Annotated in this window: 18 protein-coding genes and 1 pseudogene; 13 read left to right on the top strand and 6 right to left on the bottom strand. The window is 59.9% G+C overall.

Translation table 11 applies throughout. The features are described 5' to 3' along the window. Positions 1 to 45 precede the first annotated feature (45 nt). Complete coding sequence (locus EJ078_RS24010) at positions 46 to 1,635, top strand: DNA polymerase/3'-5' exonuclease PolX (RefSeq protein WP_306462628.1); 1,590 nt, start codon at positions 46 to 48, stop codon at positions 1,633 to 1,635. 319 nt (positions 1,636 to 1,954) lie between these two features. Here EJ078_RS24010 and EJ078_RS24005 read toward each other — a convergent pair whose 3' ends face one another. Beyond that, positions 1,955 to 3,133, bottom strand: a complete 1,179-nt coding sequence (locus EJ078_RS24005) for a YcaO-like family protein (RefSeq protein ID WP_208720872.1) — start codon at positions 3,131 to 3,133, stop codon at positions 1,955 to 1,957. A 212-nt stretch (positions 3,134 to 3,345) separates the two neighbouring features. Here EJ078_RS24005 and EJ078_RS24000 point away from each other — a divergent pair, with 212 nt between their 5' ends. Next, positions 3,346 to 5,079: an adenylate/guanylate cyclase domain-containing protein gene (locus tag EJ078_RS24000; protein ID WP_127403288.1), complete on the top strand. Its 1,734-nt coding sequence runs from the start codon at positions 3,346 to 3,348 to the stop codon at positions 5,077 to 5,079. 12 nt (positions 5,080 to 5,091) lie between these two features. Here EJ078_RS24000 and EJ078_RS23995 read toward each other — a convergent pair whose 3' ends face one another. After that, positions 5,092 to 5,670, bottom strand: coding sequence for a hypothetical protein (locus EJ078_RS23995; protein WP_127403287.1), 579 nt, complete (start codon positions 5,668 to 5,670; stop codon positions 5,092 to 5,094). A 165-nt stretch (positions 5,671 to 5,835) separates the two neighbouring features. Here EJ078_RS23995 and EJ078_RS23990 point away from each other — a divergent pair, with 165 nt between their 5' ends. The 3 genes from EJ078_RS23990 to EJ078_RS23975 all read left to right on the top strand — a co-directional run bounded on the left by EJ078_RS23990 (position 5,836) and on the right by EJ078_RS23975 (position 10,085). Then, positions 5,836 to 7,185, top strand: a complete 1,350-nt coding sequence (locus EJ078_RS23990; RefSeq protein WP_127216140.1) for a S8 family serine peptidase — start codon at positions 5,836 to 5,838, stop codon at positions 7,183 to 7,185. After that, positions 7,176 to 8,294, top strand: a complete 1,119-nt coding sequence (locus EJ078_RS23985; protein WP_127216139.1) for a DUF1501 domain-containing protein — start codon at positions 7,176 to 7,178, stop codon at positions 8,292 to 8,294. The genes EJ078_RS23990 and EJ078_RS23985 overlap by 10 nt, the downstream gene beginning before the upstream one ends. A gap of 618 nt (positions 8,295 to 8,912) precedes the next feature. Further along, on the top strand, positions 8,913 to 10,085 hold the full coding sequence (locus EJ078_RS23975) for an MFS transporter (RefSeq protein WP_127217387.1): 1,173 nt from the start codon (positions 8,913 to 8,915) through the stop codon (positions 10,083 to 10,085). On the opposite strand, the gene EJ078_RS23970 is transcribed toward EJ078_RS23975, so the two are convergent. After that, on the bottom strand, positions 10,028 to 10,393 hold the full coding sequence (locus EJ078_RS23970; protein WP_189413660.1) for a hypothetical protein: 366 nt from the start codon (positions 10,391 to 10,393) through the stop codon (positions 10,028 to 10,030). The genes EJ078_RS23975 and EJ078_RS23970 overlap by 58 nt on opposite strands. Before the next feature lie 654 nt (positions 10,394 to 11,047). Here EJ078_RS23970 and EJ078_RS23965 point away from each other — a divergent pair. The 4 genes and pseudogenes from EJ078_RS23965 to EJ078_RS23950 all read left to right on the top strand — a co-directional run bounded on the left by EJ078_RS23965 (position 11,048) and on the right by EJ078_RS23950 (position 12,917). After that, the gene (locus EJ078_RS23965) at positions 11,048 to 11,365 is read left to right on the top strand and encodes a hypothetical protein (protein WP_066999538.1); all 318 of its coding nucleotides are present in this window, start codon (positions 11,048 to 11,050) and stop codon (positions 11,363 to 11,365) included. Between the two features lie 168 nt (positions 11,366 to 11,533). Next, the gene (locus EJ078_RS23960; RefSeq protein ID WP_127215401.1) at positions 11,534 to 11,899 is read left to right on the top strand and encodes a hypothetical protein; all 366 of its coding nucleotides are present in this window, start codon (positions 11,534 to 11,536) and stop codon (positions 11,897 to 11,899) included. 77 nt (positions 11,900 to 11,976) lie between these two features. Continuing rightward, positions 11,977 to 12,255 (top strand): annotated as a pseudogene (locus EJ078_RS23955) (DUF763 domain-containing protein); the annotation flags it as partial. Between the two features lie 281 nt (positions 12,256 to 12,536). Continuing rightward, entirely contained in the window at positions 12,537 to 12,917 is a 381-nt protein-coding gene (locus EJ078_RS23950) for a MucR family transcriptional regulator (RefSeq protein ID WP_095826433.1), read from the top strand. A 489-nt stretch (positions 12,918 to 13,406) separates the two neighbouring features. Here the strand turns inward: EJ078_RS23950 and EJ078_RS23945 are convergent, their stop codons facing one another. After that, on the bottom strand, positions 13,407 to 13,832 hold the full coding sequence (locus EJ078_RS23945; RefSeq protein ID WP_095826417.1) for a hypothetical protein: 426 nt from the start codon (positions 13,830 to 13,832) through the stop codon (positions 13,407 to 13,409). 1,597 nt (positions 13,833 to 15,429) lie between these two features. Between EJ078_RS23945 and EJ078_RS23940 the strand changes: the two genes are divergently transcribed. Beyond that, the gene (locus EJ078_RS23940) at positions 15,430 to 16,152 is read left to right on the top strand and encodes a DJ-1/PfpI family protein (RefSeq protein ID WP_127215400.1); all 723 of its coding nucleotides are present in this window, start codon (positions 15,430 to 15,432) and stop codon (positions 16,150 to 16,152) included. A 148-nt stretch (positions 16,153 to 16,300) separates the two neighbouring features. Here the strand turns inward: EJ078_RS23940 and EJ078_RS23935 are convergent, their stop codons facing one another. After that, complete coding sequence (locus tag EJ078_RS23935; protein ID WP_095826422.1) at positions 16,301 to 16,504, bottom strand: hypothetical protein; 204 nt, start codon at positions 16,502 to 16,504, stop codon at positions 16,301 to 16,303. A gap of 370 nt (positions 16,505 to 16,874) precedes the next feature. Here EJ078_RS23935 and EJ078_RS23930 point away from each other — a divergent pair, with 370 nt between their 5' ends. Beyond that, a complete protein-coding gene (locus EJ078_RS23930) occupies positions 16,875 to 17,165 on the top strand; it encodes a hypothetical protein (RefSeq protein ID WP_128294375.1) in 291 nt (96 codons plus the stop codon). Positions 17,166 to 17,462: 297 nt separating this feature from the next. Further along, on the top strand, positions 17,463 to 17,600 hold the full coding sequence (locus EJ078_RS23925) for a hypothetical protein (RefSeq protein WP_164750450.1): 138 nt from the start codon (positions 17,463 to 17,465) through the stop codon (positions 17,598 to 17,600). Between the two features lie 1,506 nt (positions 17,601 to 19,106). On the opposite strand, the gene EJ078_RS23920 is transcribed toward EJ078_RS23925, so the two are convergent. Continuing rightward, positions 19,107 to 19,487, bottom strand: coding sequence for a cytochrome c family protein (locus EJ078_RS23920; RefSeq protein WP_095802744.1), 381 nt, complete (start codon positions 19,485 to 19,487; stop codon positions 19,107 to 19,109). A 572-nt stretch (positions 19,488 to 20,059) separates the two neighbouring features. Between EJ078_RS23920 and EJ078_RS23915 the strand changes: the two genes are divergently transcribed. After that, the gene (locus EJ078_RS23915; RefSeq protein ID WP_208720864.1) at positions 20,060 to 20,959 is read left to right on the top strand and encodes an HWE histidine kinase domain-containing protein; all 900 of its coding nucleotides are present in this window, start codon (positions 20,060 to 20,062) and stop codon (positions 20,957 to 20,959) included. Positions 20,960 to 21,138: the final 179 nt, after the last annotated feature.

Raw genomic sequence — 21,138 nt, 5'->3', positions numbered from 1 at the left:
TTGCCTGATTGGAACCTGCGGAGATTGGGCCCGTTTGCCTCGACAATGGCAAAACCAGATTCAAGGACCGTCGCCAGTCTCCTAAGGGAATACGCACATCGCTCGTCGCTGCGCGGGGGCAATCCCTATCGCACTAAGGCTTACCTGCGCGCGGCCGATAGTCTGACTGCGCTGTCGCAGCCGCTTGACCGGATCATCGCCGCCGGCGCCCTCACCAGAATCCCGGACATCGGTGACGCTATCGCAGACATTGTACGCAAGCTCTACGAATCGGGCACGCATCCACGCCTTGAGAAGCTGCGCGAGGAGGTGCCGGCGGGTGTAATGGAGCTGTTTGCCATACCGGGGCTTCGGCCCGACAAGATACTGAAGCTTCATCAGGCGCTCGGCGTGAAGTCGTTGGCCGAGCTCGAAGCGGCGGCAAAGGCAGATCGCATCCGGCCAATCAAAGGCCTCGGCGCTTCACTTCAGACTAAAATCCTGCAGAACCTGGCTATCGCCCGAGGCGGCGAAACACAGCTTCACCTGCACAAGGCCGCCGCTCTCCTTGAGCATGCGGTCATTTCCGTGAAGCAAGAGCATCCCGAGTTTTCGCGCGTGGAAATCGCCGGTGATTTCCGACGTGGTTGCGAACTTGTTGCCGACCTCGCGTTGGTCGCGCAGGGGAAGAAACGGACCGAAATCGAGCAGTCCACCCTCAGGCTTGTCGTAACGGACAAGAAGCACTTTGGCGCGAGCTTCCTCGAAGCAACCGGTTCCGCGGCCCATCTAGAGCAATTGAGGATGTTTGCGGCCGAGAGAGGGTTCGCCCTCAAACCCGATGGTCTCTACCGCGGGAGGAAGTTGATCGCATCAGTGACAGAGGAGGATATCTACGACGCGCTGGGCCTGCAGTTCATCGAACCCGAACTGCGCGAAGGCAGGGACGAGATTGAGCGGGCAGCGAGGCGGCAACTCCCTACCCTTGTCCGGGATGAAGATCTCAATGGCATCCTGCATTCTCACACGACCGCATCCGATGGCACCGAGACGCTTGAGGCAATGGCTGAAGCGACCCGTGAGCGCGGGTTCGAGTACTATGGTGTCGCCGACCATTCGCAGTCTGCGCACTACGCGGGCGGCCTCACATTGCAGGAGATTGCTGAGCAGCACCGCCAAGCGGATCGGCTGAACAAGAGGTATGGTGGAAAATTCCGTATCCTCAAGGGCATCGAGGCGGACATCCTGGCCGACGGCTCGCTTGACTATCCGGACCACGTCTTGGAGCAGTTCGATTTCGTTGTCGCGAGCGTGCACAGCCGCTTCAAGTTGCCGAAGAAAGAGCAGACGGACCGTATGATTGAGGCAATCGCGAACCCCTTCACGACAATCATCGGGCACATGACCGGTCGCCAGTTGTTGCGTCGCCCCGGCTATGATCTCGACGTCGACAAGGTCCTCAGAGCGTGCGCGAGATATGGTGTCGCTGTCGAAATCAACGCGCATCCGTGGCGGCTCGATCTCGACTGGCGGTGGCACTCAGAAGGCACTCGACTACGGCTGCATCTTCAGCATCAATCCGGACGCGCATTCGATCCGAGAACTCGACCACATGCATTGGGGTGTCGAGATGGCCCGCAAGGGCGGCGTTCCTAGGACGCGGGTTCTCAACGCGATGGGTTTGGCGGCTCTGCTTGCGCACTTTTCAAAGCGCAAGCGCGATTCCAAGACCGGCGGCAACAGCCGCTCGCCTGCGCGGAAAGCTGTCGCATAGAATCGAGGTCCTAGCTTTCAGCATAGATTAGCGCTTAGTGTGACGTCGGCAGCTTTGGCCCGGTTCGGCGATTAGGGGCCACTGTAAATGCCGGAAGGGGGCCGATAGCGGAATGGCCGCTTTAAGGAATCTGAAGCGGTAGAGTATGCCCTCCGGTGTTCGATCCCAAATTGGAACTTTGCAGCAGCTTTTGGCTTCGCGCTAAAACGGGAAAGGGTCTCGGCATATTGACCTCGCAGGCCCGTGGTCAAGCGTGGCTGGAACAGAATAGAGCCTGCCCGGACCAAACCTTGGTTTGGTCGAACGCAACCCCGGAGCGAACATTCGGACAAGGGACCGCTGCTCATCCTGCATCAGGATGACGGCGAGTATTTCCAGGCTTCGTTCGCGGCAGAGTTTGACGCATGAGGCGTAGTCGAGTGTCGCTTCATCCGCGCAGGCAGGGCCGCTATTTTCACCCTGCAAATATGGACACAGCCCAAGATCCGTCTCTTGATGCCAGCGATAAAGTTGCCGCGCCCCGGGCGTAAAGCGGGCCGTTCCCTGTTGCTGCGCCTGTTGGGAGAGCAGAGCAAGGTTCGCTTCGCATTGAGCAAGCTCTCCAAGCGCCCTTGTGGCAGCCGCTGACCACGATGCGCCTGCCGCAAACCCCATCGCCGGACCCCGGCCGGAATTATCGCTGGAGATTGCCGCAACTATCGGCACCGCCAAATCCAACGTAAGTCGCAGAAGGCGCAATTCGCGACCTTGGCGCCGAAGCCAATCCTCGTATGAAGATATAGTATCGCTTGCCATCGACTTCGGATCGATTCGAGGCAGAACAAGCCGATTGTACCACCAGATGGAGGTCCCATCTCGCTCGATCAGCTCGAGAAGGGCGCTCATCGCAGCGGCCTCAGGGTTGATGCCCAGCGCAAGTCCGTTCGAGTCGGCAGCCGGCAACGATGATTGCTTGCCACCGGGATCATAGCCGAGAAAACACAGCCCCGCGGGCACCCAGGCTTGCTCCGTACCGAGCCTGTCGTCACTCAGGATCCAGTCTTCGGGCGCGGATCTGTCCCAGCGGGCCGGAACCATATTGCGGGGCTGTCGGTTCGCGGCCTCTCGGCGGTCATATTGCTCTTCGCTGAAAAGAAGGATGCCGGGCGGCTCGACGACCCGACCATGAATCGCATCGGCACGCGACCGCAGAATTCGCCCCTCGGGAATGATCTGGGCGAAGTAGGTCTCGTCCGCCTCATAAAGGCAGCCTTGCAGCGCCTGCTCGACTGTCGTGCCCCAACCGGACGCGAAGTAAATGCTCTCATCGCCATCCCTGGCGGCGCGAACGCGGCCTGCCGCCACAGTGAGAGGACAGCCGAGCAATGGATCCGAGATCACCACCGGGCCCTAGAGGAGACTAGACCCCACGCAGACCTCGAATGTGCGCATCTTTTGCATTGCGAGCGTTTCTGAACGGATTTCGCTCTGCCGCACGCCCGAAGCTCTTCATGCAGCAGTTTACACGCTGCCATGCGCGATAGCATCATGCAAATGTGCTAAAGTAGGTTCGGACGTCCGACCCGAGGTATGGATTGACCCCAAAGCCTAGATTGATCGCAAGCAACGGCACCCTGAAGCGACGGCTGACTGCGATCGTGGTCGCGGACGTGGTCGGCTATTCGCAACAAATGGCGGAAGACGAGGAAGGCACGTTTACCCGCGTCCGAGCGTTGATGCGCGACGAGATCCCAGGCTACGTTCATCGGCATGACGGCCGCGTCGTAAAGAACACTGGCGACGGTATGGTGGCGGAGTTCTTCAGCGCGGTCGAAGCGGTGCGGTGCGGGGTGGCTATTCAGGCCTATCTCGCAAGCCCCGAGCGGTCGTCGCCCGGTCTGTCGCTTCGGATGGGCATAAATTTCGGCGACATTATCGTCGACGGCGACGGAGACGTGTTCGGCGACGGTGTGAACGTGGCTGCACGGCTTGAACAGATCGCGGCTCCCGGAGGCATTTGCCTTTCGGCAAAAGTGCATGAGGAGGTCCGCGCAGGGCTCCAATTGCCCTTCGAATATTGCGGTGACTTTCTGCTCAAGAACATTCCCCGACCGGTGGCCGTCTACTCGCTTATTCACAGACCCGACGGCGCCTTTGCGAGGATCGGCGCCGAGACTTCGAGCTCGAACGCGCCGTCGATCCTGGTCCGCCCATTTGTCAGCACCGGTGGCGTGGAGCCGTACTTCAGCGAAGGGTTCACTGAAGACGTCATTACCGAGCTGACGCGGTTCACGCAGCTTTCCGTCGCGTCATATCACACCTCGATGCGGCTCAAGGATGTGGAGCTGCCGAAGCTGGTCTCGGATATCGGGCTCGATTTCGAGCTTGCGGGGCGAATCCGCAGGATGGGGAGGCGTATCCGCCTGTCGTGCGAACTGGTCGATGCCACGTCCGGCGGTGATGTTTGGGCAGAGCATTATGACAGCGACGATCAGGACATATTCGATGTGCAGGACGAACTGGTCCGCAAGATCGTGGGCACAGTTATCGGCCGGCTCAAGGCGGCGGGTGCGGAGAAGGCACGGCGCAAGCCGCCGGCCAACTTGGCTGCCTATGAGTGCGTGCTGCGTGGCAACGCCCTGCCGCTAGGCGACCTCGCGTGCGAAGCGGAAGCCAGGCAATGGTATCAGCGCGCCATCGACCTCGATCCGACCTATGGGCGCGCCTATGCCAAGCTGGCTCACTACAAGCAGCTGGAATGGTTTCGCGACATGGGATCTTCCGACGCCCTGCTCAACGAGGCGCATGAAATTGCCAAGAAGGCGGTGGCGCTCTCCGCCAACGATCCGGTCTGCCTCAACATTCTCGGCTGGGTGCTGCTGCACCTGCGAGACTTCGACGTCGCCGCGCAACTCTACGCACGGGCCCTCTACCTCAATCCGAACGATCCCGAGCAGGTTTCCTATCTCGGCACCCTCTACACATTTTGCGGCGAACCGGATCGCGCCATGCAATGGTTCGAGCGGGCGCAGGTGCTCGATCCGCTCTATGAACCATCCTGGTATTGGCCGTTTCGCGGCATCGTCCACTTCATTGCGGGCCGGCCCGAGCCGGCATTGGTCGCTTTGAGCCGTTCGTCGACCATGCCGACATGGGTTACGGCCTACATGGCCGCTTCGAGCTCGGCGCTTGGCCGGGACAGCGATGCAAAGTCGTACGCGGCTCGCGTGTTGGCGGGTACACCCAGCTTTTCCTGCAGTCGATTCGTGGCCAAGGAGCCCTATCGCCTGGAGGAGGATCGGGCCGCGCTGTTGAAGGGGCTGCTCGCCGCAGGGCTGCCGAACTGATCTTGAAGTTTGCTATCGGCAGCCGAAAAGGACCGCGGACGCAAGCTCGTCATGATAGTGCCGACCCTGCGCGTTTTTGTGGTACGCCCCGAGGTAATCTATCAGGTCCTCTCGCGTGACAACGCCTTCCGGCAGGGCCGGCAGGACCACAGTCAGCTCCGTAGGCGCATCGCACGCCAGTTTCACTTTCGCGTCGACGATCTGCTCCAACACAATAGTAAGTTCGTTACGAAAAATGACGTCATTCAGGTCTTTTACTTTCGACACTACGCCATTCAGCAAGCTCTTGCCTTTATAGTCGATATCGACACCAGCAAGATCAACAACACGTAAGGTGTTTCCCGTAGCACCTGTGATCTGTCCCACCTTCACACTTCGAAGGCTGCCACTTTTATCCCCAGTGCGCAGAGCTATGACATCGTTGAGCGTGAATGCGTTCGGTATGTCGACGGTTATACGCAAAGGACTTGTCGAGACTACCGCTGATACAGTCGCCGTGAATGCGGGCGGCAAAGCCTTCAGCCAGGCTCCCACGAGTGCCGCGCCAATCTCCTGAGCCTGTCGGCCCTGCTTGAGTTTCACCTTGGGCACAAGCGTTGCTCCCCGCGCTTTGAGGCGTGCGACAACAACCTAGGCTGCTTTTTCTTTGGCTGCAAGAAGAGCCCTCGAGCGGTTCGCCTCCAAAGCTTTGCCGTGGACAGAAAGAGCTATTGGGAGCATGCTGCAAGTCAGTCGACCAGCAGACGGTTGGGATCCATGAGGTTCGCCTGGCTTGTGACTTCTCTCGCCACCACACTTTCCGCGTCCACAATCGTGCACGCGGACGAAGACCCCGGCGGGCCGCAAGTAACGCAACACACATTCATCGCGCCACTTGCGGACAAGGACAGATTTGCATCGGTTATCACCAGCCTGAACAAGATCAATCCGTCGGGGGACGCCCTGCAGGCTGTCGACATGCCGGATCTGGGGTTTAGCCTGGTCACTGGAAGCTTTACCGACGAGGAAGCGAACAAGCTTCTTTCGGAAGGGTATCAGGAGCCGGACTCACTTGAAGTAAGCCTGTTCGCGGATGGCGGTTGCGAAGCACGTAGTCGGCTAGAGCCTGTGACGGGTGACAAGCTCGTGCCGCCGAGCGTTTGCAGAGTCATCGGGTCGCCCAGTCCTGTGACCGGCGGGCCTGCGGTTTGGATCATCGATAGCGGCGTCGACGACGACGTCGTCACAAAAGGGCTTCTCAATATTTCGGAACGGATCAACTGTATGGTTACCCCATGCAGCACGACCACCGGCGCGCGAGACACTCAAGGTCACGGCACGATGGTCGCAGGCATCATTGGCGGAATGCGCGTGCAAGGTACAACAAGCGGTCAATTCCTTGGCATCGTTGGGGTCAGCCCAGGGGTGCCACTCAAGATTGTCAAGGCATTTGAAGGCGAAAAGTCGAAGATCGTCGGACCGCCGCTTGTCGCCCTACAATATGTCAGTGATCATGCGTCGGCCGGCCAAATCCTGAACATCAGCTGGGGCACGCAGTTCATGGAGACCGCGAAGAAGGGTGGCCAATTGGACCTGCTTGGTCAGATGGACAAGCTGCTGTTTGAGATCGCAAACAAGCAGGTCCGCATCGTGATTGCGGCGGGCAATGCGCGGGAAGACGACGAGGCGTCGTGGGCACAGTCCTTTTTCCCGGCCAATGCGTCGGAATATCTTTCTCCAAACCCGACGCAAGGCTTCATCCAAAGTGTCTCGGCATCCGACAGCACTTATATCCCGACCGGCACCGGCACTGGCGTGTGCAGCACCGTTTCAAACGGGTGGTGTGATGTGCTTTGGAATGGCGGCGCTTTTGGCGCGGCCATGTCCGAGCCCGGCGTTGGCGTCCAGGTGCTTTGGCGGAGTACAAACAATCACAAGCTAAGACAGAATATCTGTTCGGGGACGTCCCTTGCCGCTCCAGTCCTGGCGGGACTGTTGGCTCGGACCACTGCGAGTTTGCCAGAGGCCCCGATCAAAAAGGGCGTGATCCCAAATGCCGATCAGCTTGGATTTTCGACGGCCGGAACGCCGGACGTCGCTGATCCGGACTATCCGAAATGCAATTGACGCGCCGCACGGCCCTCCAGGGTTTGGGTCTTACCTCGCTTTTTGCTACCAGCGCAGGCTTTGCTTCGGCGGTTTTTGCCGGCGACATCCACCCGCGGCTGCTGGTCGTCCACCTTCGGGGCGGACTTGATGCGCTGGCCGCGCTGCCGCCCCATGGTGATCCGGATTTCCGGCGGGGACGAGGCAGGGCGAGAGAACTTGGCACCTCCGACGACGCGTTCGGTGTGAAGCTTGATCCGCTGTTCGCACTTCATCCGGCGCTGGAACCTCTTGCTCGGTTCTATTCGGCTGGCGAATTGCTGATCCTGCCCGCGACGGGCATCCCGGATATCGGGAGATCGCATGACGCCGCGCAGAGGGTGCTGTTCGACGGCGATTTCGACGGCGGCGATTTTGGCTGGCCGGGAAGAGCCGCTTCGGTGCTGTCGCAGGGAAGGCAACCAATCTGGCGTGCTGCGCCGGCCGGCCTGCCAAATGACGCGCTTTTCGATCTTGTGTTGGGCAATCCGGGACTTGACCTCGCCCGCCTTTGGCTCGGCGAGGCGTCCGGTTCAGCCGGAGACGCCGTGCAGACATTGCTTGCGCGGCGACATGCGCTGAGTGCTGCAAGCTTTGTCGCAGCGGCGACCTCCGCGGGGCAGGCGCTGTCCGGGCCGGACGGCCCGCGCGTGGCCCTGCTGCAGTTGGACGGTATCGATACCCACGTTGCTCAGGGAGAGCGTCTTTCGGCCACCCTTGGGACATTGGCGCGCGGTGTCGTCGCGTTCTCGGAAGCGGCAGCCGCAATCTGGCGTCAAACCGTTGTGCTCGGCATTACGGAATTCGGGCGCTCTGCCCACTTCAACGACCAAGGCGGCACCGACCATGGCAGTGCCAGCGTAGCGTTCTTGATGGGTGGTGCGATAGCCGGAGGGCGGATCGCGGGTCGCTGGCCCGGATTGGCGCCAGATCAGCTCCACGAGGGGACCGACTTGGCAGTCACCACCGATGCCCGCTCGATCGTCAACGCGGTGTTGAAAGACCATCTTGGACTGTCAAGCCAGGCAATGGCGATGGTCGCTCCCAACGCATCGGGCCTTCAAGCAATCAAAGGATTGTTTCTGGTTTGATACATCCTTTGCGACAGTCACGACGCCAACACCCCGCATCAGGGGCGCGAGACGTCGGGTGCGGCGCCCGAAAGGAGTTTCAGAAGTTTTCCGTCACACATCCGTAGGCGACAAGACCGGGCTGTTCGAGGCGACACTCGAACGGTCGGCAGCTCAGGCGTCAGCGACGCTTGACGACGATTGACGTCCCCCCGCCCCGCCCGAATAGCCACATGCCCACTCTTCAAACGGCGGCTCTTGCGCAACAACCACATAACGTTTGTACGACCGAGATGCGGCGCAAAGCAGCCGAATTGGTTCCTTTCGCCGTGGCTCAGATTTGCGACTTGGTCTTGATCGCTTCCGACCTGAACTCAGTGCTAAAAGCGTTGCCGGAAAGCGGAATAGAGGTCGCGTCCATGCACAATCAGCCCGACGACGAACCCGGGCTGTTCTCCATTGATCTCTGGGCGAATGACGACTGTCGGGAAGTTGGCCAAAGGACTAAACCTGGCCCTCGATCAAGTACACCTCAAGACGGGTAGCTGATCTTTGACAGAGTCCCTTCGAAATTCCGAAGGCAACTGCGTTGGCCCTGGCGAGGTCAAGCACCTTGGGAAAGGCGGCCGCGCTGCGGACATATACGCGGCGCGGGCCTGTCGAGACTTTGGCGATGGCTTTGCCGCAGTGCTCTTGCCGGTATACCTGGCTTCAATCGGGTTTGGACCGCTCGAGATCGGCGTTGTCGCCACCGCCGCACTCCTTGGTTCGGCGCTTCTGACGCTCGGCATTGGATTCCTGGCCGTACGGGCGGACCGGCGCACTCTGCTTTTGGCTGCGTCCGGCCTGATGATCGCAACCGGGGTGGCCTACACGCAGTCAAGCACCTATGCAGCTGTTCTGCTCGTGGCTTTCCTGGGCACGATCAATCCTTCGTCCGGGAGCGTCAGCATCTTCGTTCCGCTCGAGCACGCCGTCTTGTCTCGGCTTGTCGCGGATACGGACCGCACGGAGGCATTCGCACGCCATAGCCTGTTAGGTGCGCTGGCGGCTGCGTTTGGCGCCCTTGCTGCAACCAGTCCCGATTTCTTGGTGACGATTGGGATCGCACGGCTCACCGCTCTCAAGGCAATGTTTTTCCTCTATGCCGTTCTTGGCGTGGCGGGCGGCCTGGTGTACGCGCGCATTCCTGCTGGTCCGAAAACGTCTCCACAGGACCGGCCCGCCGCGGCACTTGGGCCGTCGCGCGCTATTGTCTACAAGCTGGCGGCGCTGTTCAGCATCGATGCCTTCGCCGGCGGTTTTGCCGTGCAATCGCTCATAGCTTTGTGGCTGTTCAGCAGGTTCGGGCTTTCGCTATCGACCGCCGGGGTGTTCTTTTTCTGGTCGGGTGTTTTGTCTGCGGTTTCATTTCCGGTCGCTGCATGGCTGTCGAGGCGCATCGGGCTTGTGAACACGATGGTGTTCACGCACATCCCGTCAAGCATTTGCCTGATCCTGGCCGCCTTGGAGCCGAATCTCTATGTCTCTCTGGCATTTCTTCTTGTACGCGCAGCACTGTCCCAGATGGACGTGCCGACTCGCTCCTCGTATGTGATGGCAGTCGTTACGCCACCGGAGCGGCCCGCGGCGGCGAGCGTCACCTCTGTACCACGCAGCCTCGCGGCCGCTGCGAGCCCGGCGATCGCCGGCGCGCTATTTGCCGAGGGGTTCGAAGCCTGGCCTCTGGTGATCTGCGGTGCCCTCAAGATCCTCTACGACTTGGCCTTGCTTTGGGCTTTCCGCCACATCAAGCCGCCTGAAGAGAGCTGAAGCTGCGCACGACCCTGTGCGACTGCGGTCAACCCATCCCTCAAGCTGCTGCGATCTGCGGCGACGCTGGCGAGCACGATCCCCGCAGCGCCTTCGATGCCGTGAGACAGCAGCGAACAGGCGCGGCTCTCAAAGATGTGCACAAGCCGTTCGCGGAACAGGATCGACAACACCGCCACCGTGGACAGGGTCACTGCAATGCCGGTCATCATCGTAACGGCAAAGAGAAGACCCGCTACCGGAACTCCCCTCGACATCGCGAAGGTCATGACGAAAAGAGTCAACGGGCACAGGATCACGCCAGCCATGAAGCCGACGGCCTCGCGCTCCTAGCGGAATGATCGGCCGTGGCCAGGAAGTCGATCCAATTACCACGGGCGCCCTGCCGGCCGGCTATACGACAGTCACGGTCGCGCACGGCGGCAGCGCTGTCAGGTACATTGTTCCACATAAAGAATAGCCCGGAAGCCGAAGCCGCCGGGCCAAAGCCGAACTTGGAGAGGTTCAGGTGTGATGCTCACTCCCACCCCGAATCCGGTTCGAACGCACATAACACATCCGCGATTGCTAAAAAGCCCGGCCACCGAGGCAGCCGGGCCAAAAAGAACCCCAACTTGGAGAGTTCAGGTGTGTGGCTCATTGTATCCCGCAAGCCGGTTGAACGCCACAAACGCGGGGTTGCCTGTTAGCGAACCGCCACCATCACAAATCGCGCTTGGTGGCCGTCAGCACCTAGGAATTCGGCGCCGTTGTGATTGCCGCAGGGGGTATGGCGACTCCGAAGATCGAAGACAGCGGGGCGAAGAAAAGCGTGGCTCCCCCGCAAGGGCGAAGATCGACAGCTTCGGCGCCGCTTCGCTCCTTGCCGGGCCCAGGATCGCCGTCCAACTTTCTCGGAACACCACCCGTCCCGAAACCGTTTGTGCCTCGAAGGGGCAACCATCGACCTCAAGGAGGCAGCGATGAAAAAGCTTCTGCTTGCTTCGATGATCGCCATCGCCTCGGCGTTTGCGATCGCGCCGGCGAGTGCCGGTAGCGTTCAGTTCGGCATCGGCGTCGGCCCCAGCTACGGCGATTACTATGGTGACTACTATGGCGGGTATTACCCTCACCGCTATTACCGACACGTCTACGATGACGACTACTACACTCCCTATCGCGAGCGTTATGTGGTGCGCTATCATAACCGGTATTATCGCGATCATTGCCGGATCAAGATCGTGAAGCACTGGCGCCACGGCCACCGCGTCATCGAAAAGATCCGCATCTGCCGGCGCTGACCGACCAGCGAGCGGACATCTCCCCGCGGCGAGGGGAGATGTTGCCGTAGTGCGTCCGCCTCAGCATCTTCGCCGCAACCTGCTCTTGCCACCGGGAATATTAGCGACCGGGAACATGGGTTCCTACGGCGCGTTTACCCGATGATCAGCCTTCAGGAGGAGGTTGCCATGAAAAAACTGCTACTCGCTTCAGTGATCGCCGTTGCCACCGCGGCAGCCACGGTCGCGCCTGCGGATGCGCAGGGGTTCTTCGGTCTCGGTTTCGGTCCATTCGGCGGCTTCAGCCCGTTCTACGGTGGCCCATTCGGTGGGCCATTCAACGGTGGTCCTTTCTACGGCGGCGGCCCGTTTTACGATTATGGCGGCCGCTATTACGGCCCTCGCTATTATCGCGATTATTATCCTGGCTACGTGGCCCGCTATCCGCATCGCTACTACCGGCACCGCCACTACCGCCATTGCCACGTAAAGTGGGTGCGGCACTGGCATCATCATCGCCGGGTGCTGGAACGCGTGCGGGTTTGCCGTTACTGACACGGCCAAACATTGGCTGCGGCTGCGCCGCCTTGCAAATTCCCGCTAAATGCCCGGCATTCATAAGGGAAGCAAAAGTGACGCAGCGAAGCGGCAGCGCCGACCTGCCGCTGCATGGCGGGCGGGTTCCGAAATGGCTGGGCGATCGCATGACGAAGCTCGGCGCGGTGCTGTGCGAAGCCATCATCCATCATTATGGCCGCGACGAGCTTTTACGGCGCCTGGCCCATCCCTTCTGGTTCCAGTCCTTCGGCGCTGTGATGGGCATGGACTGGCACTCCTCCGGCATCACCACTTCCGTCATCGGCGCGCTGAAGCGCGGGCTCAACCCGACGGCCGGTGAGCTTGGCATCCACCCTGTGGCGGGCGCGGGATGGCGCACTTCATCTTCGGCCGCAGATCCACTCCATGGCGGGAGCGTCAGGGCCGAAGCGATCGCGGAGCGCCGGCAGATCGATGCTCTGATGACGATGGCAGTCTAGGCAGCCGCCCGTGACGGACATGCCCGCGTCGATAAGCTCTTGAAGAGTCCAGCCGTCATGCTGGCGATCCAAGGGCGGCTCGGCCTTTTAGCGGGATTTCATTTTATTAGCAGATGCGCTCAAATAGAGAGGTTTGTCAGACAAAGAGATTTCGCATGTCACTAGTGGACCTCACCGCCGACATCGTCTCCGCTTATGTTAGCAATAATCTCGTCTCGGTAACCGACTTGGCGGATTTGATCGCGTCGGTGTATTACTCGCTCACTGGCGCAGCCCTGCTGCCAAAGCAGGAGCCTGCCGTCGACGCGGAGCGCTCGGTCTTCCCCGATCACATCATCTGCCTGGAGGACGGCAAGGAGTTCAAGTCGCTCAAGCGGCACCTGAGGACCGATCACGGTCTTACACCAAAGCAGTATCGCGCGAAATGGAACCTGCCGGCAGAGTATCCGATGGTGGCGCCGAACTATGCGCAGCGGCGATCGGACTTGGCGAAGGGGTTGGGCTTTCAGCGGAAGCCTGCAGATCTCCGAAAATGAGGTCGCCGCACCAGCGAGGATTATATTCCTGATCGATGGACGAACCTAGAGGTACGCGATCACGCCATGTCCTTTTGTGGTAGAAATTAGCTATCTTGCATGTGCGGCGGACCGCCGGTTCGCCAGGCCGGCGCCAGGACTCAGGCAATTCTCCCCACGAGAAAAGGCGCCGGTCACACCTTAGCCCGCCGCGCGGGTGTGGGGGCACACCCAGCGGCGGGTTAAAGGATTCTGCCGAATATTGGCGTCCTCGTGATGGGGCGTAAGCAAGCGCCCACGCTGCCGCGCATCACGGGTCAGCGCCTTTTGGCTGAATTTCCATTTATTAGCAGACGCGCATATACTAGCTCGCGGCTCTTACCCCTGCCGGCTAAGGCCCGGTGGCCGGCCCCCAAAGCCACACCCAAAGGCTACCGGGCCACCATCCGTTATATGGCGCGATGCATTCCGATAGATGGCGATGGCGCTAGTCCCGCCCGTCGTGTGCACTTATGCGACCTTCAGGTTAATGACGCGCATCACCGCGACCACTGTTCCATTGTTCGTAGCAGCCTCTTTCGTACTGCCCTTGCCGCAGCTCCAAACGTCGCCTTCCTTGGCCGTGAACTTCATATCGCCGGCCGTAACTTCCAGTTCGCCTTCGGTGACCGTGCAGACCATGTCGTCGGCCATCACATCCCCCAACGGGCTAGATCCTTTCGGCTGATAAATCACGTCTTCCATGACGATCTTGTTATACCCCTTGATATGGGAGTCTCGTGTCCCCCGCTCGACTAGCCGAACGCCAGGAAAAATCTCCTTGCCCTCAGTCGCGCCATAGGTCTTGGCCGCTACTGGAGTGAACTCTGCGGCCAATAGCGGGGCGGCCAACGAGGTGGCAGCAAGGGCGAGAGCATTACGTCGATTCATCTTCATAACATCCTCCCTGAGTTGGTCCGCCCGGTTGGGCGAACTTGATATTTTACGCGCCCGACAAGCCAAATAGTCAAAACACAATTGGGGATCCGCCCGGCAATCACCAGGCGAGGTATAGACAGCGAAACGGGACTAGAACGGCAAGAGCCCGCTCGCCTAAGGTCAGTCAGCGTGGGCATCGGCCTAGAGCCCGCTCGTGAGGGCCGAGCGGGCTCCGTCGTGGCCTTTCAGACGGCAGGCAGAAACGGAGGACAAAGCCGTGCCGCCCAATCTATAATCGCTCGCGTATGGCGATGTTCCCTGTTCAGAGCTTAGAGCGCTCTAGGTCATCTCTCTGTGTGCACATCCAATCGACCAATTTGGGATCGACGGTCTTAGAGCCGGTATACGCCCGGATTATTTTCGCGGCCAGCTCTCGCCGCTCGGCTTCGGGAGTCTTGTTATACCGAACTTCGTTTTGGAAGGCCTTCTTCAGGATTTCGGCGTCCAACGCCGTCAAGTGTGATTTCGCCATTTTTCCCTCACAGGCGGGGGCGAAAACAATTCCCCGCGCGGTGGAAATTATATCTCTGTGGAGCGTATGGTGCGAATCGCGAAAGTCCGCCGCAGCTAATGAACGAAGACCAAGAGCCCGCTCGCTGAGGGGACAAGCCCGGGGTGACGGGCATCTGTTTGCTGTCCTATTTTTGGCCGATAGAACTGGTGCCTGGCGGGGCGAAAAAACACGTCCATCGAAATCTGTGATAAGCTTCGAAATTCATGTGTGGGGTCAACGACCGGTAGAACGTCATCAGCTGCTCGCAAATGTGATAGCGGTCATCTGGCGAAGTCTGGACACGCTCTCTGGGAATAAACCACTCCGGCTGCTGGGGCTCGTTCAAGTAAAGGCGATGTTGCGATCTGACGATATAGCCATCCCTCGTCATTCTGACATCCGCAGAGTCTATCGGGTAACAGTCTTTGTTCCCGCAGCAATCGTACCGGAGAACCGGGTCTGTCTTGCCCGTATACCAATCGTGTGCACCGGCCTGGTCCGCAAAGACAAGCCATATTAATGCAATAGGTCCGTGCAAGTGCGCCATGGAAACGCCCTCGCATTTGCTTAACATATTAGTAGGTGCTAATCTAGATGTTGACGTGGTTACGCGAGGGGTGTCTATGCATCAGGTCAGCACGCGAGAACGCGCAGGGCTGGCGAGCATTGTGGTCACAGCTGCGGCCCTCAATGGTGGTCTAGCCTTGGCGCATAGCCCCAGTAGAAGCTGGACGTATCCACCTGCCTGTTGCCATGGCGATCCCATCACCGGAGAATGCGGCAAGATCCCCGCCATCGCCGTGACGCCGCGGCCTGACGGATATGTAATCATCCTTCGACCAGGCGATCACCACAGAGTCACTCATCAAAACCGCTATTTTCGTTCCCTACGACGTGGTCATTCCATCTGGCGACGACAATTTCCACATCTGCCTGCATCCGACCGAAGAAGACGAGAATTGCTTCTTCGCGCCGGTCGACACGATGTGAGCCCTGTCACCTGCCTAGAGAAATGGTTGTCCACGAGGTAGAATTTAGACTGAATGGCTCGGAGGGACAGTCATGTCGGCTTTCAACGTTGGCTTCGTGATCTTCCCCGGCATTACCCAACTCGACTTCACCGGTCCGTTTGAGGTGTTAAGCCGGCTCGCGACCCCTGGCTCGCTGTCGTCGCCCAGCGAGTTTGCCCAAGCGAAAACCTACGTTGCCGCAAGAACGTTTGCGCCGGTGCTAAGCGACCGTGGCCTTGCCATAATGCCGAATTGCACTTTCGAGGATTGTCCGCAGCTCGACCTGATCTGCGTGCCCGGCGGCGCCGGCATTGCTGAGGCGCTTGCCGATGTCGAGATTGTCGACTTCATCCGCCTCCAAGCTGAGAATGCACGCTACGTCACATCGGTGTGCATCGGGGCTTTCCTGCTCGGCGCAGCGGGGCTGTTGCAAGGACGAAGCGCCACCACGCACTGGGCTCACACGGGGTTGCTGCCACTGGTGGGCGCCCGTTACGAAAAGGGCCGCACCGTCCGCGACGGCAACGTGTTCACCTCTGCCGGCGTGTCCGCGGGGATTGACTTCGCCTTTGCGGTCATCGCTGAGGTTGCCGGGCAGGAGGTGGCGAAGGCTATCCAGCTTTCGATCGAGTACGATCCAGCACCGCCCTTCGAGGCCGGCCATCCGGACAAGGCATCAGAGGCGGCAATAGAACTTATGATGCAGCGCAACGCGGCAACCCACGCCGGCATCTCGCAGGCGCTGGGCAGAGCGAACAAAAGGAGTTCGATCTAAGATTCAACTCATGGGTGCGATCTTCGCCACCTTTCAATCGCCCTCAGGAAGCCCAACAGCGGTGTTTGGGGCAAGGTCCGCGTCATTGCCATAGACGCGGCCGGCAAGCTCTTCGCCGGCTTCGCGATCGGCATCGGCTTTGCGATGGCTAAAAAGCAACTAAATAGACCAACGCGAGGACCATAGCTGCGGCAAGCGCACCGGCCAGAAGGTCGACCACAGGTATCATGAGGCTCTTGCGACGGCCTTTGCGCAGCGTAGCTGCGTATGCGCTGTAGAGGCGCCGGCCATCCTCGCCAAAGCGGTCGGCGTTCGAATAGACTTTCGGCGGCTTTTGTTTAGGCCTGAGCATGAGTTCCCCCACAACCCGCAGCCTATAATGGCGACGGCTAGCCACAACCGGCTGCCCCTGTCTCGTTTCTGCACAAGCCCGTTGTTACCCCTAACCCGGATAAAGCCCGGCGGATTGTCACCACTTCCCCGAAGCGATGGGACGCCGGGCCGTCGACGCGCCATAGCCCTGGCTATGTAAGTTGTCTGCCATTCAGACGCCAGAACGGAAAGAGTACAAGAGGCCCTACAAGCCCGCCGACGAGAAGGCGCCTCCGGTCGAGACGCTTTTTCGGGAATAAAGCTACGAGGAGCGGCGTTGAAGACGTGAAGGGGACGGCGGCGTTCCTGCCCAGCATCGGAGGGACCATACAATCGTTGGAGAACCCACCATGCGAACACTTATCTTCATTGCAGCGTTTTCGCTGCTCGCTGGCCCCGCGTCAGCGGCCGATCACCTCTTCACCGCCACATCGGCAGGCGGCTTGACGACATCGAGCCAACCTTTCCAGAACGGCATAAACAACAAAGCGCCGACTGCCGAGCAAGTGCCGGGCGGGGGTAGCCCGCTGTCCGGGGAGGATCATACCGTCCCGGCCACCGACACGCAGACTGGTGCCTCACTAAGGTCCATGCCTGCGGCCACCCAGGGCAAGACGGCACCGTCAGCCAACGCCCACTGACAATCGCGTCGCCCCGTGACAGGCGAGTTCACCGCGCGGGATCTCCGCCGCTAGGCGGACAGAGCCGGGCTTTTCCGCGGCGCTAGCGCGCGGCCGTTCCATTTCAGGACGGGACTGCCGGCATTGATCTTGCACAGCACACGTTGCCGGTACCGCTCCCGGGCCGGCAGCTCGTCGGGTTTGAGGCTGTTGTTGGGGGCCTCGCCCGGCGAGTTCTCCCGTATATTAGCGATCACTTGTAAACACAGCAAAACAGGAAGATAATGCCTGGTGCGAGGAGCTTTGAGGGAGGTTCCGATGCGATGGCCTTTGGTCGTGATCGCGTTGATTGTCGGCTTGGTCCTATGGGACCACTATGCCAATGACAGTGCCTATATCGCCAACGTCGAGAGAGGCCTCAGACAGACCGCTGCGGACATGCCGGGCGGCGCCTGAAGCGGTTGCCCCAGTTGTTGCCTTACACAGATCGCCGACAATCGTGCTCGCCTTCGCCGGCTGACCAAAACAACACAATTGCCATCGGCTGCCGTGACGCTATGGTTGGCGTGTCCGGGGTCTGGTTGCCCCAATCCCGGATCAGGCCCGGCAGATCGTCACCACTTCCCCCGAAGCACTGATGGCCGCCGGGCCGTCTTTAGCGCTGCGGCAGCTTCTTCGGAGAGGTATCTGGCGCGTAGGCCAGGGTAACGCGCTTGCCGCGCACACCGCGCATTTCATCTTCGGCCGGAGATATCCATTCCATCGCCGGAGCGCCAGTATTCTCGATACGACCGAGGTCGCTTTGGTCCCTAAACTGAAACCTAAGCCTCACTGCAGCATTTGAGAGAACCGGTGAGGAAATGCGTCACCTTCCCCGTCGGTGTCAGCTAAGATAGATACCCGCCATGCCGACGGGCATCGTCTTGTCCGGATGCCCCGCCGTTCGCGAGCCAGACGACGATGTTGGCTGTAACGGCGTCTCGCTTGACCAGTGTCGGCTTTTCATATGTGCGCTTCATCGCGAATCCCCTTGCTGAAGTTGGCCGTGACCTAGCGGCGGCAGCAGCGCCGTCATTTAAAAGATTTTGGTCCGCGCGGGCATCTGTCTGTTCACCGACAGGCTTTCGCAGTGCTGATGATAGCGACAGCCCGTCGCCAGCTATGGGGGGAACAGGCGACGGGCTGAGCGGCAATCGCCAGTGACAGCTGGATATGACCGCCTGCAGAAACTGACACCGAGAGCGTCCGTTCCGTTGAAACCTCGCACATATACAAAGGAGGGAGGCGGCGAATACGTTAGCCTTAACTGATTATAGACCGCGCTGTCCTATTCTGAGACAGCGCGGTCTTTCCATCGGGCCGCGCAGGCGGCTCAGGCAACACCCAGCAGCCCACCCTGCCAGCTGTCGGAGCCGCCACCCAATAGATACCAGCAATGGTTGAATCAACTATTACCACGCATCCTCACCGGGATTTCGCCGATCATTACAATTTTGGGATGGGAGCGACGAACGTCGAGGGGCATGTTTCGCCGGTAAGACCAATGCGACGGAAATTGGACTTCAGTCGCAGGATCTTAAAACTGGTCGGAGCCCGCTCGCACGAGCGGCGCTCCGTCGTTGCCTTTCAGACGGCCGGCAGAACGGAGGACAGACCGTGCCGCCGACTCTACAACCGCTTGCGTGTCGCGATGTTCCCTATTCCGGCTTAGATGCGCTCAAGTCATCTCTGACAATTCAATCGACAAATTTTGTGATCGACGGTCTGAGAGCCGGTATACGCCCGGATTATTTTCGGGCAGCTCTCGCCGCGCGGCTTGGGCCGTCTTGTTACAGCGAATTTCGTTTAGGAACCTTCAGGATTTCGGCGTCCAACGCCGTCAAATGTGATTTCGCCAGTTTTCCCTCACAGGCGGGGGCGCAAACCATTCCCGCGCGGCGGTAAGCGTGAAAGCTACTGGCCTTACTTGGAAAACTGTTTCAGGTAAGCGATGACGTTGGTTACGTCCTGATCGTTCTTGAGGCCGGGAAACGCCATCTTCGTCCCTTTGATCATGCTCCTGGGGTCATGAAGATACTTAGTCAGCGTGGGCTCATCCCATTTGATGCCGGATTTTCCGGCCTCTGTCATGGCCATGGAATAAGTGAAACCGGGATGCGTGCCCGCGGTGCGCCCGATGACGCCGTTCAGAGAGGGGCCAACCTTGTTCTGGTCCTGGTCGGCAATATGGCAGACCTTGCACTTAGTGAAGACCTTCTCGCCTGCGGCTGCATCCTGCGCCCGCGAGGGGCTTGCAAGGAAGATCGTGGCCGACGAGGCGATGAAAAGTGCGATTGCGCGCATGGCATTCCTCCCTGACGATCGTCATTTGCGCCGGACGATCCGAACGCCAGCTGCGCTGGCGTGGCCTGAACGGCAGAGCGGAATATCCGTGCTCCCACCAATGGAATTGCGGCATCTACATACCACAATATCAAGCCGATGGGTAGAAACGCCAATCTTTCCGAGGCTGATGAGGTTCCAACAAACCCCTAGAGCGGGCCGAGCGGCAGCTAAAGTCGTTGTTATATCGAGCCTTGTCCAAGCCCCTCTCTCCCCAAGAGACAGATGCGGCCGGACATTCAGTTAAGCAAGTGCCCCGGATTGCTTCCTGGGATCTGGCGCAGGGCTCACGGCTCAGTGCAGCGCCAACCCCGTGATCAAGACAACGAGTTCGACGGCACGAGGGCCGGCTAGAAGCCAAAAGAGCTCGAGCCCGACGGGCTGTTCAGGATGCCTCATTGGCGTGCCCCACTGGCTGGAAGCTGAATGCGGAACGCGAGCTTCCGCGATCTTCGGCTTGGCGGCAAGGTTCTTGACCTCACCATGACCGTCGGCAAACATAGGGCATGGGGAGCCGCGACGCCGGGATCGCAATGCAGCTCAATGCTGAGCTTCAGAAATTTGCCTTGGCATATCTGCCTCGCGCCAGAGTACCCCTCGCGCGTTCGACAGCGATGGGCCTTGCGGCCTTCGCGGTCGCGCTCCTGGTCCGCCTCGGTCTCGCGCCATGGATACGGGGGCTGGCTTTCCTGACGTTCTATCCCGCCATCCTCATAGTCAGCCTGTTCGGCGGCTCCTGGGCTGGGATCCTCGTCCTGGGTCTTGGCGTGACCGTCGGAAGCTCCCTTTGGCTGGAACCGATCACATCGCCCGAATGGGGCCTGGGAACGCTTGTCGCCGTGCTGGCGTTTCTCACGTTCGGTTGCCTTATGATCGGAGCTGTCAGCCTAACCCACGCGTTACTTTTTGCGCTGCGGGACGCCGAAGAACGCGCCTCGCTGGTCGCGGACGAGATGCGCCACCGGATCACGAACCTCTTCCAGTTGGTGCAATCGATCGCGCGCTTATCGGCAAAAAGCTCAGACACCACAGATGAGTTCATGCACAGTTTTACGGAGCGTCTGAAGGCGCTCTCGGAAGTTCAGTCCGGCGCGGCAGTAAACCCGAGGGGCATCTCGTTACATGGACTTCTCGAAGCAATGGCGGCGACATATGGCAATGACCTCCTATCCTATGAGGGTGTTGATGCGAGCCCTCATCCAGACACGACGCTAATGCTGGGACTTGTTCTGCACGAATTAGCGACCAACGCCACGAAGTACGGTGCGTGGTCGGCGAGCGAGGGCCGTGTTCACGTCAGCTGGGACATTCAGGGCGACGTGGTTCGGATGCGGTGGCAGGAAAGTGGCGGCCCGATCGTGCTTGGAAAAGCTCGAAACGGGCAGGCACCCGTTTGCTCGACAGCGCCTTCCAAAGCGCAGGCGGGAGCGTGAGCTGGCTCCCTCAGCCGGAAGGCCTCATCGTTGAAATTGCCTTCAGGCTGACTGGCAGGGACTAAACAGGGGAGCGACAATTTCGGAAGACGCCGCAAGAATCAACGCGTCGCCGTCAGCTCTGCCTTTACACCCCGCCAGGCATGCAGCAGTTTCGGGCTTCGCCGGCCGGACAGAGC

It is taken from the genome of Mesorhizobium sp. M1A.F.Ca.IN.022.06.1.1 (assembly GCF_003952605.1).
Lineage (GTDB): Bacteria > Pseudomonadota > Alphaproteobacteria > Rhizobiales > Rhizobiaceae > Mesorhizobium.
This window is presented reverse-complemented; position numbering and strand designations above follow the sequence as displayed.